Source organism: Pseudomonas nunensis, from assembly GCF_024296925.1.
Lineage (GTDB): Bacteria > Pseudomonadota > Gammaproteobacteria > Pseudomonadales > Pseudomonadaceae > Aquipseudomonas > Aquipseudomonas nunensis.
Genome location: NZ_CP101125.1, coordinates 3,314,508 through 3,330,523 on the forward strand (window position 1 = coordinate 3,314,508; position 16,016 = coordinate 3,330,523).

The following is a 16,016-nucleotide window of genomic DNA, read 5'->3' on the forward strand; positions in this document are numbered from 1 at the left end:
TGCCATGGCGCACGCGCGCAACTCTTCGGCAAAGGATAAAAACCCGGATTTCGTACCGTTGAAACGCACCAAGCAGGAAGGCAATGACGCTTGGGTGCTGCGGGCGATTCAGAAGCTCGACCTGAACCCGAAAGAGTGGTCGTTCATCGCGCTGTTCGGCGCCATCGACATCCTCGCGTTCCGTCTCCGGGTGGCTCAATCACACTTGCGTAATGACCTGCTGCCTTCGTATTGGTCCGAGTCTGCATTTATCAACGTTGCACCGCGCTCGGCAGCCAAGACCACCGCGATCCACGTGCCGTTGTTCCAGCCGGAACAGGCCGCGTTCGCGACCAAACGCAACGGCGTGGTGGAACAGCCCTTGAGCCATTTTGCCGATGCCACGCACTGGGAAAACGTCTGCGTGATTGCGCTGCCGGTGCCGCAACAGACCATTCGCGAGTCGATCAATCGCTTCCAGCATTCACGCTCGCCGGTCGATAGCCTGGAGCATATTCTGCGCTGGCTCGCCTACGCCTGGGGCGCCGATCGCACGCCAAACCCAATCCATGAAGGCATCGGCATGCCCGGCGCGACCATGCTCGAAGCGGTCTACAACACGGCGCAATTCGACGTTACGCCGGGGCTGGAATCCCGGGCGGCGTGCCCGGAATACCTGTGGATCATGGCCAAGTATTGGTATCCGTATTACCAGCAACTGGGCACCCAACAGACACCTCGCGGGTTCTTCCATATCCAGCACACCTACGACATCAAGGAAACCCGCTGAGCCGTCGCCGGTTCACGTCGCGTCGAGGCGTGAACCGGCGACAGATTTCCACTCACACCGCGAGTTGACCGCTGGCAATCGCCGCCGACGCCGCCAGCATCGCCCGCAACAACACCGCACACCCGGCAGCCAGATCATCCGGCGCGGCGTTTTCGATTTCGTTGTGGCTGATCCCGCCTTCGCACGGCACGAAAATCATCCCGGCCGGACCGAGTTCGGCGACGAAGATTGCGTCATGCCCTGCCCCGCTGACGATGTCCATGTGTGACATGCCCAGCCCTTGCGCGGCGCCACGGACCGCGTCGACGCAACCCTTGTCGAAGTACAGCGGCGGGAAGTCGGCGGTGGGGGTCAGTTCGTAAGTCAGGCCATGTGCTTCGCAGGTGGTTTCAATGACTGCGCGCACCTCGGCGATCATCGAATCCAGGCGCGCCGGTTCCAAGTGCCGGAAGTCGAGGGTCATGCGCACTTCGCCGGGGATGACGTTGCGTGAGCCGGGGTAGGCTTGCAGGCAACCGACGGTGCCGCAGGCGTGGGGTTGATGGCCGAGGGCGGCGCGATTGACCGCACCGACGATGACGGCGGCACCGACCAGGGCATCCTTGCGCAGGTGCATCGGCGTCGGGCCTGCGTGGGCTTCGACGCCGCGCAGTTTCAGGTCGAACCATTTCTGGCCGAGTGCGCCCATTACCACGCCGATGGTTTTGTGTTCGTCTTCGAGGATCGGGCCTTGCTCGATGTGCGCCTCGAAATAGGCGCCGACGGCGTGGCCGCTGACCTTGCGTGGGCCGGCGTAGCCGATGGCGTTTAGCGCATCGCCAACGCTGACGCCCTCGGCATCGACTTTGGCCAGGGTTTCTTTAAGGGTGAATTTTTCCGCGAACACGCCGGAGCCCATCATGCACGGTGGGAAACGCGAGCCTTCTTCGTTGGTCCAGACCACCACTTCCAGCGGCGCTTCGGTTTCCACGCCAAGGTCATTGAGGGTGCGCAGCACTTCGACACCGGCCAGCACGCCGAAGCAGCCGTCGAACTTGCCGCCGGTGGGCTGGGTGTCGATGTGGCTGCCGGTCATGACCGGTGGCAGGTCGGGATTACGACCGGGGCGGCGAGCGAAGATGTTGCCGATGCCGTCGACGGTGACGGTGCAGCCGGCCTCTTCACACCAGTTGACGAAAATGTCCCGGGCCTGGCGGTCGAGGTCGGTCAGGGCCAGGCGACAGACCCCACCCTTGACTGTGGCGCCGAGCTTGGCCAGTTCCATGAGCGACTGCCACAGGCGATCGCGGTTGATGTGCTGATGGGTGGATTGCAGAACGTCTACGGCAGCGTTCATGGGGATCTCCTCAGGCTGTTCTTATGAGTTTCTTCAGGCAATTCTTTGGTGCTTTTGAGGCCGCCTTCGCGGGCAAGCCTCGCTCCTACAAGGGCCTGCGTAAACCTGTAGGAGCAAAGCTTGCTCGCGAAGAGGCCATCCACTACACCGCTGATTTCGCGACGGACGGGCTCGGGCGCATCGAGCACAACCCGTAATAAATCACCCCACCCAGCGCCGAGCCGGTAAACCAGCCGTAGCTGTAGAACCAGCTGAATGCATCGCTGCCCAGCGACAGCAACGTCAGCACCACCGGCACGCCAAACGCGATAAACCCGTACCAGTTCCAGGCCGGGTACACGTCATCGCGGTACAGGCCAGCCAGGTCCAGCTGCTGTTTCTTGATCAGGAAATAATCCACCACCATGATCCCGGCAATCGGCCCGAGCAGGCTGGAGTAGCCGAGCAACCAGTTGGAATAGACGGTTTCCAGGCTCACGTCAGAGACGATCAAACCGAGTTTTTTCAGCAGCTCATGCCCCATCAGCAGCAAGCCGACCAGCCCGGTGAGCAACACGGCTTTGGTGCGATTGATGTGTTTCGGTGCGATGTTCTGGAAGTCGTTGGTCGGCGAAACGATGTTCGCAGCGGTGTTGGTCGAGAGTGTGGCGATGATGATCAGCGCCATGGCCACGGCAACCCAGACCGGGCTCTGGATATGGCCGATCAGCGTGACCGGATCAGAGACAGTCACGCCCACCAGTTTTACCGACGCGGCGGTCATTACCACGCCGAGGGAGGCGAACAGGAACATGGTCAGCGGCAAGCCGATAATTTGCCCGACAATCTGGTCCTTCTGGCTTTTCGCGTAGCGGCTGAAGTCCGGGATGTTCAGCGACAACGTGGCCCAGAACCCGACCATCGCGGTCAGCCCGGCGGCGAAGTAACTGACCACGCTCGCCCCTTCCGGACGCTTGGCCGGGATCGCCAGCAATTCGGTCATCGACACATTCGGCATCGCCCACACCAACAGCCCGACGCCCACCGCCACCAACAGCGGCGCCGACAGGGTTTCCAGCCATTTGATCGATTCGGCACCACGGATCACCACCCACAGGTTCAGCGCCCAGAACACCATGAAGCCGATGACTTCACCGGTACCGCCGAGGGATTTCCAGCCCTCGAACACTGAACCGAGAAACAGGTGAATCGCCAAGCCGCCGAACATGGTCTGGATGCCGAACCAGCCGCACGCCACCAGCGCCCGGATCAGGCACGGCACGTTGGAGCCGAGGATACCGAAGGACGAACGCAGCAGCACCGGGAACGGAATGCCGTACTTGGTGCCGGCGAACGCGTTGAGGGTCAGCGGGATCAGCACGATGATGTTGGCAAACAGAATCGCCAGCAACGCTTCGCCGACCGTCAGGCCGAAGTACGCGGTGAGCACCCCACCGAGGGTGTAGGTGGGCACGCAGATCGACATGCCGATCCACAGCGCGGTGATGTGCCATTTGTTCCAGGTTCGTTCGTGCACCTTGGTCGGTGCCATGTCGTGGTTGTAACGGGGACTGTCGAGGACGTCGGTGCCGGCTTCGAGCTCAAACAAGCCGTCGCGCTCGGTCACTTGCGATCTGATCTGTTGCATGGCCACTCCACTGTTCTTTGAATTATTTTTGCTCATCAGGGGCTGGTGCCTGGGAGGCGCGAGCCGACGATGGCCGGAGGAACTGACAACTTTTACGGACCGGCCAAGGTGTCAGCGGCGGCATCAATAAACGTGCCGGGGTCCCCGCTGGTGCATCGCGCCGTGCCATAAAAACTTTATAACCAACTGATGTTCATCAGTTTTATTCATTCAACTTTCGAGTCCCCGGTTACTTGCCTCATCAATCAGGCCGAATGTGCAGCAAGTTGTCGGAACAGTCAGGACTCAATCTGGTGCATGGATCTTTTTTTCAAAGTTGCGCATCAACCATAGACCATCCTCAAGCGGCTGATTTCACATAAGAAATCTGGTCTTTTTTTCGATCCTGTCAAGTGCGTCAAAATGGTGATTGGCCTCACCATTTTGGTGATTTGTGTTTTTTATCGTTAGTTATCAACGTGTTATTAACTATATAAGCTTATAAAAAATAATCTTGCTCATTCGATCAACACCAGCTAGCGTCTATTCTTGACAGCGCTGACAGGAATACACCTGTTTGCATCAGCTTCATATAAAACATTTAGAACTGGCATAAGTCGGTCATGCCTGCGAGGAACTCGGAATGTCTCTGTTGATCCGTGGCGCCACCGTTATTACCCACGATGAAAGTTACCGCGCCGATGTGTATTGCGCCGACGGCGTGATCAAAGCCATTGGTGAAAACCTGGATATTCCCGCCGGTGCCGAAGTGCTCGACGGCAGCGGCCAATACCTGATGCCCGGCGGCATCGACCCCCACACTCATATGCAACTGCCCTTCATGGGCACCGTGGCCAGTGAGGACTTTTTCAGTGGCACCGCCGCAGGCCTGGCCGGTGGTACCACGTCGATCATCGACTTCGTGATTCCCAACCCGCAGCAGTCGTTGATGGAAGCGTTCCATCAGTGGCGCGGCTGGGCCGAGAAGTCGGCGTCGGATTACGGTTTCCATGTCGCGATCACTTGGTGGAGCGAGCAGGTGCGCGAGGAAATGGCCGAGCTGGTCAGCCATCACGGCGTCAACAGCTTCAAGCATTTCATGGCGTACAAAAACGCGATCATGGCCGCCGACGACACCCTCGTGGCGAGTTTCGAGCGCTGCCTGGAACTCGGCGCGGTGCCGACCGTGCATGCGGAAAACGGTGAGCTGGTGTATCACCTGCAACGCAAGCTGATGGCCCAGGGCATTACCGGCCCGGAAGCGCATCCGCTGTCGCGCCCCTCGCAAGTGGAAGGCGAAGCCGCGAGCCGGGCAATCCGGATTGCCGAGACCATTGGCACGCCGCTGTACCTGGTCCACGTTTCGACCAAGGAAGCCCTCGACGAAATCACCTACGCCCGCAGCAAGGGCCAACCGGTCTACGGCGAAGTCCTCGCCGGGCATCTGTTGCTGGATGACAGCGTCTACCGACACCCGGACTGGCAGACCGCCGCCGGTTACGTGATGAGCCCGCCCTTCCGCCCGCGCGGCCATCAGGAAGCGCTTTGGCATGGCCTGCAATCCGGCAACCTGCACACCACCGCCACCGATCACTGCTGCTTCTGCGCCGAGCAAAAAGCCGCCGGCAAGGACGACTTCAGCAAAATCCCGAATGGCACCGCCGGCATCGAAGACCGCATGGCCGTGCTTTGGGATGAAGGGGTCAACAGTGGTCGTTTGTCGATGCAGCAGTTTGTGGCGCTGACTTCCACCAACACCGCGAAGATCTTCAACCTCTACCCGCGCAAAGGCGCAATCCGCGTCGACGCCGATGCTGATCTGGTGCTGTGGGACCCGGAAGGTACGCGGACCATCTCCGCCAAGACCCACCATCAGCAGGTGGATTTCAACATCTTCGAAGGCAAGACCGTGCGCGGCGTGCCCAGCCATACCATCAGCCAGGGCCGCGTGGTCTGGGCCGATGGCGACTTGCGCGCCGAGCGTGGGGCCGGGCGGTATATCGAACGTCCGGCGTATCCGGCGGTGTTTGATTTGCTGAGCAAGCGGGCCGAGTTGAATAGGCCGGTTGCGGTGAAACGCTGAGATCGAGGCCTTCGGCCTTCGCGGGCAAGCCTCGCTCCTACATTTTGGAATGCATACCCCTGTAGGAGCGAGGCTTGCCCGCGAAGAGGCCGGCCCAGGCAACACAAAAACCACTGCCCACCAGAGGCAGCACCTCAAAAAAACATGAGGCCTTAAACCGTGATCAAGACCCTGAACCACCTCCCGCATCCTTACGAGAATGCGGCCGCCCTCGCCGGCCATTTCACCGATCTGGCGCCGCCGCTCAATGACCGTCAGGCGCATCTGGAAGCCTCGCGCTGTCTGTATTGCTACGACGCGCCATGCGTGAACGCCTGTCCGAGCGAGATCGATATTCCGTCGTTCATCCGCAATATCCATCAGGAAAACGTCCAGGGCGCCGCGCAGAAAATCCTCTCGGCGAACATCCTCGGCGGCAGTTGCGCACGGGTGTGTCCGACGGAAATCCTGTGTCAGCAAGCCTGCGTGCGCAACAACGATCACGAGTGCGCGCCAGTGCTGATCGGCCTGCTGCAACGCTACGCCGTGGACAACGCGCATTTCAGCGAACACCCATTCCAGCGCGCCGCCTCCACCGGCAAGCGCATCGCGGTAGTCGGCGCCGGTCCGGCGGGTTTGTCCTGTGCCCATCGCAGTGCGATGCACGGGCATGACGTGGTGATTTTCGAGGCGAAGGAAAAGGCTGGCGGCCTCAATGAATACGGAATCGCCAAGTACAAACTGGTGGACGACTACGCGCAAAAGGAGCTGGATTTCCTGTTGCAGATCGGTGGCATCGAGATCCGTCACGCACAGAAACTCGGTGAGAACCTGACGCTGAGCGAACTGCATCAGCAATTCGACGCGGTGTTCCTCGGCCTTGGACTGGCCGCCAGCAAACAACTGGGACTGGACCATGAAGATGCACCGGGGCTGCTGGCCGCCACCGACTACATCCGCGAACTGCGCCAGGCCGATGACCTGACGCAACTGCCGCTGGCCGACCGTTGCATCGTGCTCGGCGCCGGCAATACCGCGATCGACATGGCGGTGCAAATGGCCCGGCTCGGTGCTCGCGATGTGAATCTGGTGTATCGCCGGGGTGTCGAGGACATGGGCGCCACCGGTCACGAACAGGACATCGCCAAGGCCAATCAGGTGCGCCTACTGACCTGGGCACAACCGGAACAAGTGCTGCTCGACGATCAAGGCAACGTGCGCGGCATGCGGTTCGCCCGCACAACCATGGTCGAAGGTCGTCTGCAAACCACCGGGCAAACCTTCGAACTGGCCGCCGATGCGATCTTCAAAGCCATCGGCCAGACCTTCGACGGCAGCGCCCTCGCCGACCCGTTGGCGCGTGAACTCAAGCGCCAAGGTGATCGAATCCAGGTGGACGACAACCTGCGCACCAGCATCCCCGGCGTGTATGCCGGCGGCGACTGCACCAGCCTCGATCAGGACCTCACCGTGCAAGCGGTGCAACACGGCAAACTCGCCGCAGAAGTGATCAACATCCAACTCATGCTCAACGTGGAGGCTGCGTAAATGGCCGATCTCTCGATTGTCTTCGCCGGCATCAAAGCCCCCAATCCGTTCTGGCTGGCCTCCGCGCCACCGACCGACAAAGCCTACAACGTGGTCCGCGCCTTCGAGGCTGGCTGGGGTGGCGTGGTCTGGAAAACCCTGGGTGAAGACCCGGCGGCGGTCAACGTCTCGTCGCGCTACTCGGCGCACTTTGGCGCGAACCGCGAAGTGATGGGCATCAACAACATCGAGTTGATTACCGACCGCTCGCTGGAGATCAATCTGCGGGAAATCACCCAGGTCAAAAAGGACTGGCCGGACCGTGCGTTGATCGTGTCGCTGATGGTGCCGTGTGTCGAAGAGTCGTGGAAATTCATCCTGCCGCTGGTGGAGGCCACTGGTGCCGACGGTATCGAACTGAACTTCGGCTGCCCCCACGGCATGCCTGAACGTGGCATGGGCGCGGCGGTCGGCCAAGTGCCGGAATACGTCGAACAGGTCACTCGCTGGTGCAAGACCTATTGCTCGCTGCCGGTGATCGTCAAGCTCACGCCGAACATCACTGACATCCGTGTCGCCGCCCGTGCGGCCCACCGTGGCGGCGCGGATGCGGTGTCGCTGATCAATACGATCAACTCGATCACCAGCGTCAACCTGGAACAAATGGTCGCCATCCCCACCGTCGGCCACCAAAGCACCCACGGCGGTTATTGCGGCTCGGCGGTGAAGCCGATTGCGCTGAACATGGTCGCCGAAATCGCCCGCGACCCGCAGACCCAAGGCCTGCCGATCTGCGGGATTGGCGGCATCGGCAGTTGGCGCGATGCAGCGGAATTCATCGCGCTGGGCAGCGGCGCGGTGCAGGTATGCACGGCGGCGATGCTGCATGGCTTCCGGATTGTCGATGAGATGAAGGATGGCTTATCACGCTGGATGGACAGTCAGGGCTACGCCAGCATTTCGGAATTTTCCGGGCGGGCGGTGGGTAATACGACGGACTGGAAGTACCTGGATATCAACTATCAGGTGATCGCGAAGATTGATCAGGAGGCGTGTATTGGCTGTGGGCGTTGCCATATTGCTTGCGAGGACACGTCGCACCAGGCGGTTGCCAGCATCAAGCAAGCGGATGGGACGCATAAATATGAAGTGATTGATGACGAGTGTGTGGGGTGCAATTTGTGCCAGATCACCTGCCCGGTGGAGGATTGCATCGAGATGGTGCCGATGGATACCGGCAAGCCGTTTCTGGATTGGAATCATGATCCGAGGAATCCCTATCACGTTGCCGTCTGATCGTTGAAGATCAAGAGATCGCAGCCTCGTTTCACTCGACAGCTCCTACAGGGCAACGCATTTCTCTGTAGGAGCTGTCGAGTGAAACGAGGCTGCGATCTTTTGACCTAAGGCTCCAACCCAATCCCGCGCAATATCACGCTCGTCACCGTCTGCACCGCCCGCTCGAACTGCATGTCCGACAGCGGCTGGTGGTCATTCAGAATGTTCACCTGATGATCAAAATCCGCGTAATGCTGGGTCGAGGCCCAGATCATGTACAGCAGCGCCGAAGGCTCCACCGGCAGGATGCGTTTGTCCTCCACCCACTGGCGAATTTTTGCTTCTTTCATCTTGGCCCAGTCGTACAGGCTAGCGTCCAGCGCTTCGCCCAGCGTCGGCGCGCCGTGGATGATTTCGTTGGCCCAGACTTTCGAACCGTACGGCCGGCTGCGGGAATGGTTCATCTTGGCGCGGATGTAGCTGCTGAGCACCACTCGCGGGTCGTCGAACATTTCGAAGCACAAGGCGTCCTGCTTCCAGACTTCCAGCAGGTCGAACAACACCGCACTGTACAGCTCGCCCTTGGTGCTGAAGTAGTAATGCAGATTGGAGCGCGGCAGTTGCACTTCGGCGGCGATGTCCGCCATGGCGGTGCTGCCGAAGCCTTTTTCGGCGAAGACCTTTTCGGCCCCGAGCAGGATTTTTTCGACGTTACTGCGACGAATCTCGATCTTGTGATTGCCCATGAGGGCTCCCTGACAACAGCGTTGTCCAAGACTAGCATCCGCTCTGGGTCGCGGCGACAGACCTTTTTCACTTCCCCGGGGAAAACCGATTGGGTAGCATCCGCCGCACTTTTCCCGCCGCAATGGATCACCCCACCGTGAACATTCGACCTCGCGTCGCCACCGACGATGCCGCCCTCGCCGCCCTGTGGGAACGCTCGGTGCGCGCCACCCATGATTTCCTGAGCGAAGACGATATCCAGTTCTTCCTCCCGCTGGTGCGCGACGCCTACCTGCCGGCATTGACGGTGTGGGTCGGCGACAACCCGGACGGCACGCCCGCCGGCTTCATCGCCACCGGCAACAGCAACGTGGAAATGCTGTTTATCGAACCGGCCTATCGGGGTCAGGGCATCGGTCGACAGTTGCTCGACCACGTCAAAGTCCTGCACGAAACCCTGAGCGTCGACGTCAACGAACAAAATCCTCAGGCCCACGGCTTCTATCTGCACTATGGTTTTGAACAGACCGGCCGCTCGCCAACCGATGGCGAAGGCCGGCCGTTCCCGATCATTCACCTGAGATTGCGCGCGGCGTAAACATTCCCCGGCGCGTACCGTTCATGCTTAAGTGACGCCCATTAAACTGCCCAGAAGGAAACTGACCATGCTGCTGAAAAAAGCCCTGACCACCGCCGCCCTGCTCGGCTCACTGCTCGCCGCGTCGTCGGTGTTTGCCCACGCACATCTGAAAAGCCAGACCCCGGCCGCCGACAGCACCGTGAGCGCACCTGCGGAACTGCGCCTAGTATTTTCCGAAGGCGTTGAAGCGACGTTCACCAAAGTCACGATCAAAAAGGACGGTGTCGATGTGCCGGTGAAAAACCTGGCCACCGAAGGCAGCGACAAGAAAACCCTGGTCGTTACCCCGGCCGTACCGTTGGCCGCCGGCGCCTATAAAGTCGAATGGCACGCGGTGTCGGTCGATACCCACAAAAGCGAAGGCGCCTACAGCTTCAAGGTTGGCCAGTAATTCATGACCGACGCGCTGGTGCTGTGCCGCTTCCTGCATTTTGTGGTGGTGCTGATGCTGTTCGGGGCCTGGGTGTTCAGGCCCCTGCTGTTGAAGGCTGATGCCGAATATTTGGATCGGCGGCTGGCGCGTGTGAGTCTTGGTCTGACCGCCGTGGCATTGGTCAGCGGCGTGACCTGGCTGCTGCTGATCACCGCAAGCATGGCCGGGGCCTGGGACGCGGCTTTTGATCCGTCGACCCTGGGCCTAGTGCTGCGCAATACGTTTTTCGGCCAGGTCTGGACTTGGCATCTGCTGCTCAATGCGGTGCTGCTGGGGTTGCTGCTGACGCCGTTGCGCACCCACGTGCCGCTGAGACTGATCGTGAGTGGCCTGCTGCTCGCGACCCTGGCGCCGGTCGGTCATGGCGCGATGCTCGACGGGCTCAGCGGCCAGTTGCTGATTCTCAACCAGATCATCCACCTGACCTGCGTCGGCGCCTGGCTCGGCGGCTTGATGCTGTTGGTGATGATCCTGCGTCACCCGTCCGGCCATTCGTTAAGCACGATCCTGCGGCGTTTCAGCGGCGTGGGTTATGGCTTGGTCGCGGGGTTGGTGATTACTGGGTTGATCAATGTTCGCGTGCTCACCGGCGCATTCTGGCCGACGCCGTTACTGTCCGGGTTCGCCTTGATTCTGTTGATCAAGGTCGTGCTGGTGGCGTTGATGCTGGGGCTGGCGCTGTTCAATCGGTTGCGGATCAAGGACTGCGAACAGCGGGTTGGCATGCTCAAGGCCAGCGTGATCCTAGAGTGGTTGTTGGGGATGGGCGCGGTGGCGGCGGTTTCGCTACTGGGCACCATGCCGCCAATGATCGCCAGCTGACCCACAGATCCCCTGTGGGAGCGGGCTTGCTCGCGAAGGCGGTGTGTCAGGCGACATTGATGTTGAATGTACCGCCGCCTTCGCGAGCAAGCCCGCTCCCACATTTAGTTTTGTGTGGTGTCAGGATTATCGCTATGCCCTTCCCCAGCCGTATCAATACTCACCACCACCGACATCCCCGGCCTTAGCCGCTCACTCTGTTCCTGCCCCTCATCCACGGTAATCCGCACCGGCACGCGCTGGGCGATTTTGACGAAGTTGCCGGTGGCGTTATCCGCCTGCAACAAGCTGAACTCGGAACCGGTAGCCGGTGAAATCCGCTGCACCCGCCCCTTGAATTTGCGATGGTCGAGCGCATCGACGGTGAAGCTCACCGGTTGGCCGACCCGCACGTCGTCCATCTGGGTTTCCTTCATGTTGGCGATCACCCACAACTGGTTCGGCACCAGCGCCATCAACTGCGCACCGGAGTTGACGTAGGCGCCGAGGCGCACGCCGATCTGCCCGAGCTGGCCGTCACGCGGGGCCAGGACGCGGGTGTTGGACAGGTCGATGCGCGCCAGTTGCACCGCCGCTTCCGCACTGGCCACCGCCGCTTCCAGCGAACCGCGATTGACGATCACCGTTTGAAGGTCCTGCCGGGCGATTTCCAGATTGGCTTGAGCCTGGGCCACCGCCGCAATGGTCTGGGCGTTGGCGGCCAAGGTCACGTCCAGCTCGCGTTTGGACACCGAGCCATCGTTGATCAGTTCTTTGTTGCGCCGCAGATCGGCCTCGCTTTTGCGCGACTGAGCCTGGGCGTCGGCGACCGCTGCTTGACGCAACTTGATGGTCGCTTCGGCGCTGTTGCGTTGCTGCACCACGTTGGCCAGCGCGGCTTTCTGCACCGCCAATTGCGCCAGGGATTGATCGAGGTGTTGCTTGTAGATCCGGTCATCGAGCCGCACCAGCAAGTCGCCAGCCTTCACAAACTGGAAATCCGTGACCGGCACTTCGTACACGTAGCCGCTGAGCTGCGGGCCGATGATCGTCACCTGGCCGCGCACCAGGGCGTTTTCCGTGGTTTCCACCGCGCTGCTGAACGGCGGCAGTTGCCAGGCGTACAACACGATCAGCACGCCGACGATGGCAATCGCGGCAAAGCCCAATGACGAGATGACCCGCACCCGCAACGAGCGCGGTTCGGTGTCCGGCGTGGACGGAGGCGCCACGCCTTCTGGGGTGGCGGCGATAGCGTTGGTGGTCGTGGTGGTCGGTTCGGTCATGAAGAAGTGGCACCGTTGGGTTGAACGGATGGAGTGGCAGGCGCTGGGGCGACGGTTTGGGTGGTGCTCATCAACCACAGGGCGCGAATGGAGATCCAGATCATGGTCAGCACCGCAATCACGGCGATCAGCATGAACACATCGTTATAGGCCAGCACATTGGCTTCACGCGTGGCCGCCGTCGCCAGACTGCGAATACCTTGAATATTGCGCAAACTTGGATCGGCGATCAGTGAACCCACTGCGTTGCCGCCGCTCTGCACTCGGGCAGCGACACGCGGGTCCATCAGCGTCAGGTGCTCGACGATGTTGCTGGAATGGAATTTCTCGCGAACGATCTGGAACGTGCCGAGTAACGCCGCGCCAATCAAGCCGCCGAGGTTCTGGCAGATCCCGAACAGCACCGAAAAACTCACCAGATTGCGCGGGTTGGTCAACACCCGGCGCGTGCCGAGGACCATGGTCGGACCGAGGAAAAACGTGCCGCCGAAGGCTAGCAGAAACTGGCTGAAGTACATGTTTTCCGGGCGGGTCAGGTTGTTCGAATAACTGTCGATCACCGAGCCAACCGCCATCAGCGCCAAGGACACAATCAGCGGCATGAACAAGTGTTTGGGATCGATGGTCAGGGCGCTGGTGGCCAGACCCGCGATGCTGCCGAGCAACATCACCACGTACAGGCTGTGCAACTGCTGACTGCTCATGTTCAGCATCTGCATGAAACCGACCGCGCCGGTGGACTGCTCGGACAACACCATGCGAATCAGGATCACCGCCAACGCCAGGCGAATCATCACGCCGCTGCCGAGCCAACGCGTCATCAGCATCGGGTTGCTGCGGTTATGTTCGATGGCCAGGCCGGCGAGGATCAGCACGATGGAGGCCGCCGAGGCGACGCCGATCCACGGTGCTTCCAGCCACCAGTCGATGCGCCCCAGAGAAAGCACGGCACACAGCAAGGCCACGCCGCTCGCGAGGATAGCGAAGGTCAGGAAGTCGAGTTTTTCGAAGGTCTTGAAGCGGTCACCCGGCGGCAACTTGAGCAGGAACACGCAGCCCAGGGTCAGCAGCGCCATGCCCAATTCGAACAGGTACAAGCCGCGCCATTCGGCGATCTGCATCAGGTCTTCGGAGAATAATCGCGCCAGCGGCAGTGCCAGTTGCGACGTCCCCAACCCCAGCACCAACGCCTTCATCCGCCATTTCGCTGGGAACGCCTGGATCATGTAATACAGGCCCAGGGAACTCAGCGCCGCACCGACCATGCCATGGGCCGCGCGCACGGCGATGGCCGAGCTCAAATCGTTGACGAACAAGTGGCCGAAGGTCACCAGCGCGTAGAGCACCAGGAACACTTCGGTGAACGCGCGCAAGCCGAACTGCTGGCGAAACTTCACCAGCAGCAGGTTCATCGAGACGTTGGTCATGACATAGGCGGCCGGCAGCCAGGCCATCTCGGCGGTGGTCGCGCCGAGCGCACCTTGCAGGTAAGGCAGGTTGGCGATGACCAGCGAATTGCCGAGGCCACCGGTCAACGCCACCAGCAAACCCACCAGCGCATAGGCCAGGCGTTTGGGCGTGGAGTGATCGGGCGTCGAGGGAGAACCGGGCAAACTGGGCCGCTCGTGGGGCTGCCAGTCGCGCGGGGCGTAGTGATCCATTCAAGGGCCTTGTTCTGAGAGGCTGTCAGTTTGCCGCAAAACCGTAAGCGAAGCACAAATCCCTGTGGACATCGAACCTGTGGCGAGGGGGCTTGCTCCCGCTGGAGTGCGAAGCGCTCCCAATATTTTGGGTCTGCTTCGCAGCCCAGCGGGAGCAAGCTCCCTCGCCACAGTTATCTTTCACTGGGGAGTGATGTCGACTACAGGTTATTTTTTGCAGCCCCACGTCATCGTACAACTTGTGATTGACATTCCCGCAAAGCCTCGCAAATAATCGCCGCCAATGTTGTACGACGACGTATAACAAAAAATAAAAACAACAAAGAAACAAGGGAGCGTCACTGTGAGCAAGCTCGTCCGCCATTCCTCCGTCTGCACCCCTCGCCCGACTTTCGTCCGCCGCCACACCCTGAGCCTGATCGGTTGCAGCAGCCTGGCCCTGGCCTTGCCCATGAGCGGCCACGCCGAGGGTTTTGTCGATGACGCCAGCGCCACGCTGAACCTGCGCAACGCCTACTTCAATCGCAACTACACCAACCCGGCCTACCCCCAGGGCAAGGCGGAAGAGTGGACGCAAAGCTTTATCCTCGACGCCAAGTCCGGCTTCACCCAAGGCACGCTCGGGTTCGGCGTGGATGTGCTGGGGCTGTACTCGAAAAAGCTCGATGGCGGTAAAGGCACTGGCGGCACGCAACTGTTGCCGCTGGATCACGATGGTCGCCCGGCGGACAACTTCGGTCGCACCAACGTGGCGTTCAAGGCCAAGGTCTCGAAGACCGAATTGAAGGTCGGCGAATGGATGCCGGTGCTGCCAATCCTGCGTTCGGATGACGGCCGTTCCCTGCCGCAAACCTTCCGTGGCGGCCAGGTCACTTCCAGCGAAATCGATGGCCTGAAGCTCTACGGCGGCCAGTTCCGCGCCAACAGCCCGCGCAACGATTCGAGCATGGACGACATGTCGATGAACGGCAAAGCGGCGTTCACCTCGGACCGTTTCAACTTCGGCGGCGGTGAATACACTTTCAATGAAAAACGCACGTTGGTCGGCGTCTGGTACTCGGAACTCAGCGACATTTACCAACAAGAATATTTCAACCTGAGCCACAGCCAGCCCATCGGCGACTGGACCTTGGGCGCCAACCTCGGGTTCTTCACCGGCAAGGAAGACGGCAGCGCCCTGGCCGGCGATCTGGACAACAAAACCACCTTCGCCATGCTCTCGGCCAAATACGGCGGCAGCACCTTCTATGTCGGCCTGCAAAAACTTACTGGCGACAGCGTCTGGATGCGCGTCAACGGCACGAGCGGCGGGACCCTGGCCAACGACAGCTACAACTCCAGCTACGACAATGCCAAGGAAAAATCCTGGCAACTGCGCCACGACTACAACTTCGTCGCCCTCGGCATTCCCGGTCTGACCATGATGAACCGCTACATCAGCGGCGATAACGTGCACACCGGGGCGATCACCGACGGCAAGGAATGGGGCCGCGAGAGCGAACTGGCGTATACCGTGCAGAGCGGCGCGCTGAAAAACCTCAACGTGAAATGGCGCAATGCGAGTATCCGCAAGGACTTCAGCACCAACGAGTTCGATGAGAACCGGATCTTTATCAGCTATCCGATTTCGTTGTTGTAAGACGGGGATCGCTTCAAGACTGAAACCCTATTCGCGCGGCAACTCACTTTTTTTGTAGCAGCTGGCGAAGCCTGCGTTCGGCTGCGAAGCAGTCGCAAAACCTGCGTACGCGGTTCTTCTGATACACCGCGCCGCTTGGGTTCACGACTGCTTCGCAGCCGAACGCAGGCTTCGCCAGCTGCTACATCGATTGCGGAGCGACAAGACCCTCCGTCAACTTCCAACGCTGGTGCGTTGACAAGCACCGGAAAG

At 60.5% G+C, this 16,016-nt stretch carries 13 protein-coding genes; 8 read left to right on the forward strand and 5 right to left on the reverse strand.

What is annotated here, in order from left to right; translation table 11 throughout:
* Positions 1-4 precede the first annotated feature (4 nt).
* A complete protein-coding gene (locus NK667_RS14100) occupies positions 5-769 on the forward strand; it encodes a hypothetical protein (RefSeq protein WP_054615142.1) in 765 nt (254 codons plus the stop codon).
* 52 nt (positions 770-821) lie between these two features.
* On the opposite strand, the gene NK667_RS14105 is transcribed toward NK667_RS14100, so the two are convergent.
* Together NK667_RS14105 and NK667_RS14110 are read right to left on the reverse strand one after the other, a co-directional pair.
* On the reverse strand, positions 822-2,105 hold the full coding sequence (locus NK667_RS14105) for a Zn-dependent hydrolase (protein WP_054615143.1): 1,284 nt from the start codon (positions 2,103-2,105) through the stop codon (positions 822-824).
* Positions 2,106-2,247: 142 nt separating this feature from the next.
* Entirely contained in the window at positions 2,248-3,732 is a 1,485-nt protein-coding gene (locus tag NK667_RS14110; RefSeq protein ID WP_054047393.1) for an NCS1 family nucleobase:cation symporter-1, read from the reverse strand.
* A 622-nt stretch (positions 3,733-4,354) separates the two neighbouring features.
* Between NK667_RS14110 and hydA the strand changes: the two genes are divergently transcribed.
* From hydA to preA, 3 genes are all read left to right on the forward strand, one after another.
* A complete protein-coding gene (gene hydA, locus NK667_RS14115; protein ID WP_054615144.1) occupies positions 4,355-5,794 on the forward strand; it encodes a dihydropyrimidinase in 1,440 nt (479 codons plus the stop codon).
* Between the two features lie 159 nt (positions 5,795-5,953).
* On the forward strand, positions 5,954-7,321 hold the full coding sequence (locus NK667_RS14120; RefSeq protein ID WP_054615145.1) for an NAD(P)-dependent oxidoreductase: 1,368 nt from the start codon (positions 5,954-5,956) through the stop codon (positions 7,319-7,321).
* Positions 7,322-8,596 carry an NAD-dependent dihydropyrimidine dehydrogenase subunit PreA gene (preA, locus tag NK667_RS14125; RefSeq protein WP_054047386.1) on the forward strand — a complete coding sequence of 425 codons (1,275 nt, stop codon included), beginning with the start codon at positions 7,322-7,324 and terminating at the stop codon, positions 8,594-8,596.
* Positions 8,597-8,703: 107 nt separating this feature from the next.
* On the opposite strand, the gene NK667_RS14130 is transcribed toward preA, so the two are convergent.
* Positions 8,704-9,324 carry a TetR/AcrR family transcriptional regulator gene (locus tag NK667_RS14130; protein WP_054047384.1) on the reverse strand — a complete coding sequence of 207 codons (621 nt, stop codon included), beginning with the start codon at positions 9,322-9,324 and terminating at the stop codon, positions 8,704-8,706.
* A 137-nt stretch (positions 9,325-9,461) separates the two neighbouring features.
* Between NK667_RS14130 and NK667_RS14135 the strand changes: the two genes are divergently transcribed.
* The 3 genes from NK667_RS14135 (at position 9,462) to copD (ending at position 11,199) form a co-directional block, all read left to right on the forward strand.
* A complete protein-coding gene (locus tag NK667_RS14135; protein ID WP_054615146.1) occupies positions 9,462-9,902 on the forward strand; it encodes an acetyltransferase in 441 nt (146 codons plus the stop codon).
* A gap of 67 nt (positions 9,903-9,969) precedes the next feature.
* On the forward strand, positions 9,970-10,335 hold the full coding sequence (gene copC, locus NK667_RS14140; RefSeq protein ID WP_054615147.1) for a copper homeostasis periplasmic binding protein CopC: 366 nt from the start codon (positions 9,970-9,972) through the stop codon (positions 10,333-10,335).
* A gap of 3 nt (positions 10,336-10,338) precedes the next feature.
* Positions 10,339-11,199 carry a copper homeostasis membrane protein CopD gene (gene copD / locus NK667_RS14145; protein WP_054615148.1) on the forward strand — a complete coding sequence of 287 codons (861 nt, stop codon included), beginning with the start codon at positions 10,339-10,341 and terminating at the stop codon, positions 11,197-11,199.
* Between the two features lie 104 nt (positions 11,200-11,303).
* Here the strand turns inward: copD and NK667_RS14150 are convergent, their stop codons facing one another.
* Both NK667_RS14150 and NK667_RS14155 read right to left on the reverse strand, forming a co-directional pair.
* On the reverse strand, positions 11,304-12,464 hold the full coding sequence (locus NK667_RS14150) for an HlyD family secretion protein (protein WP_054047376.1): 1,161 nt from the start codon (positions 12,462-12,464) through the stop codon (positions 11,304-11,306).
* Positions 12,461-14,125, reverse strand: a complete 1,665-nt coding sequence (locus tag NK667_RS14155) for an MFS transporter (protein ID WP_054615149.1) — start codon at positions 14,123-14,125, stop codon at positions 12,461-12,463. The genes NK667_RS14150 and NK667_RS14155 overlap by 4 nt, the downstream gene beginning before the upstream one ends.
* 343 nt (positions 14,126-14,468) lie before the next feature.
* Between NK667_RS14155 and NK667_RS14160 the strand changes: the two genes are divergently transcribed.
* Complete coding sequence (locus NK667_RS14160; RefSeq protein ID WP_054615150.1) at positions 14,469-15,764, forward strand: OprD family porin; 1,296 nt, start codon at positions 14,469-14,471, stop codon at positions 15,762-15,764.
* Positions 15,765-16,016 lie beyond the last annotated feature (252 nt).

Bases quoted from the DNA above. Each gene is read 5' to 3' on its own strand.
- copD (WP_054615148.1), top strand. From the start codon at position 10,339: ATGACCGACGCGCTGGTGCTGTGCCGCTTCCTGCATTTTGTGGTGGTG.
- NK667_RS14100 (WP_054615142.1), top strand. From the start codon at position 5: ATGGCGCACGCGCGCAACTCTTCGGCAAAGGATAAAAACCCGGATTTC.
- NK667_RS14105 (WP_054615143.1), bottom strand. From the start codon at position 2,105: ATGAACGCTGCCGTAGACGTTCTGCAATCCACCCATCAGCACATCAAC.
- NK667_RS14110 (WP_054047393.1), bottom strand. From the start codon at position 3,732: ATGCAACAGATCAGATCGCAAGTGACCGAGCGCGACGGCTTGTTTGAG.
- NK667_RS14130 (WP_054047384.1), bottom strand. From the start codon at position 9,324: ATGGGCAATCACAAGATCGAGATTCGTCGCAGTAACGTCGAAAAAATC.
- NK667_RS14155 (WP_054615149.1), bottom strand. From the start codon at position 14,125: ATGGATCACTACGCCCCGCGCGACTGGCAGCCCCACGAGCGGCCCAGT.
- hydA (WP_054615144.1), top strand. From the start codon at position 4,355: ATGTCTCTGTTGATCCGTGGCGCCACCGTTATTACCCACGATGAAAGT.
- copC (WP_054615147.1), top strand. From the start codon at position 9,970: ATGCTGCTGAAAAAAGCCCTGACCACCGCCGCCCTGCTCGGCTCACTG.
- NK667_RS14150 (WP_054047376.1), bottom strand. From the start codon at position 12,464: ATGACCGAACCGACCACCACGACCACCAACGCTATCGCCGCCACCCCA.
- preA (WP_054047386.1), top strand. From the start codon at position 7,322: ATGGCCGATCTCTCGATTGTCTTCGCCGGCATCAAAGCCCCCAATCCG.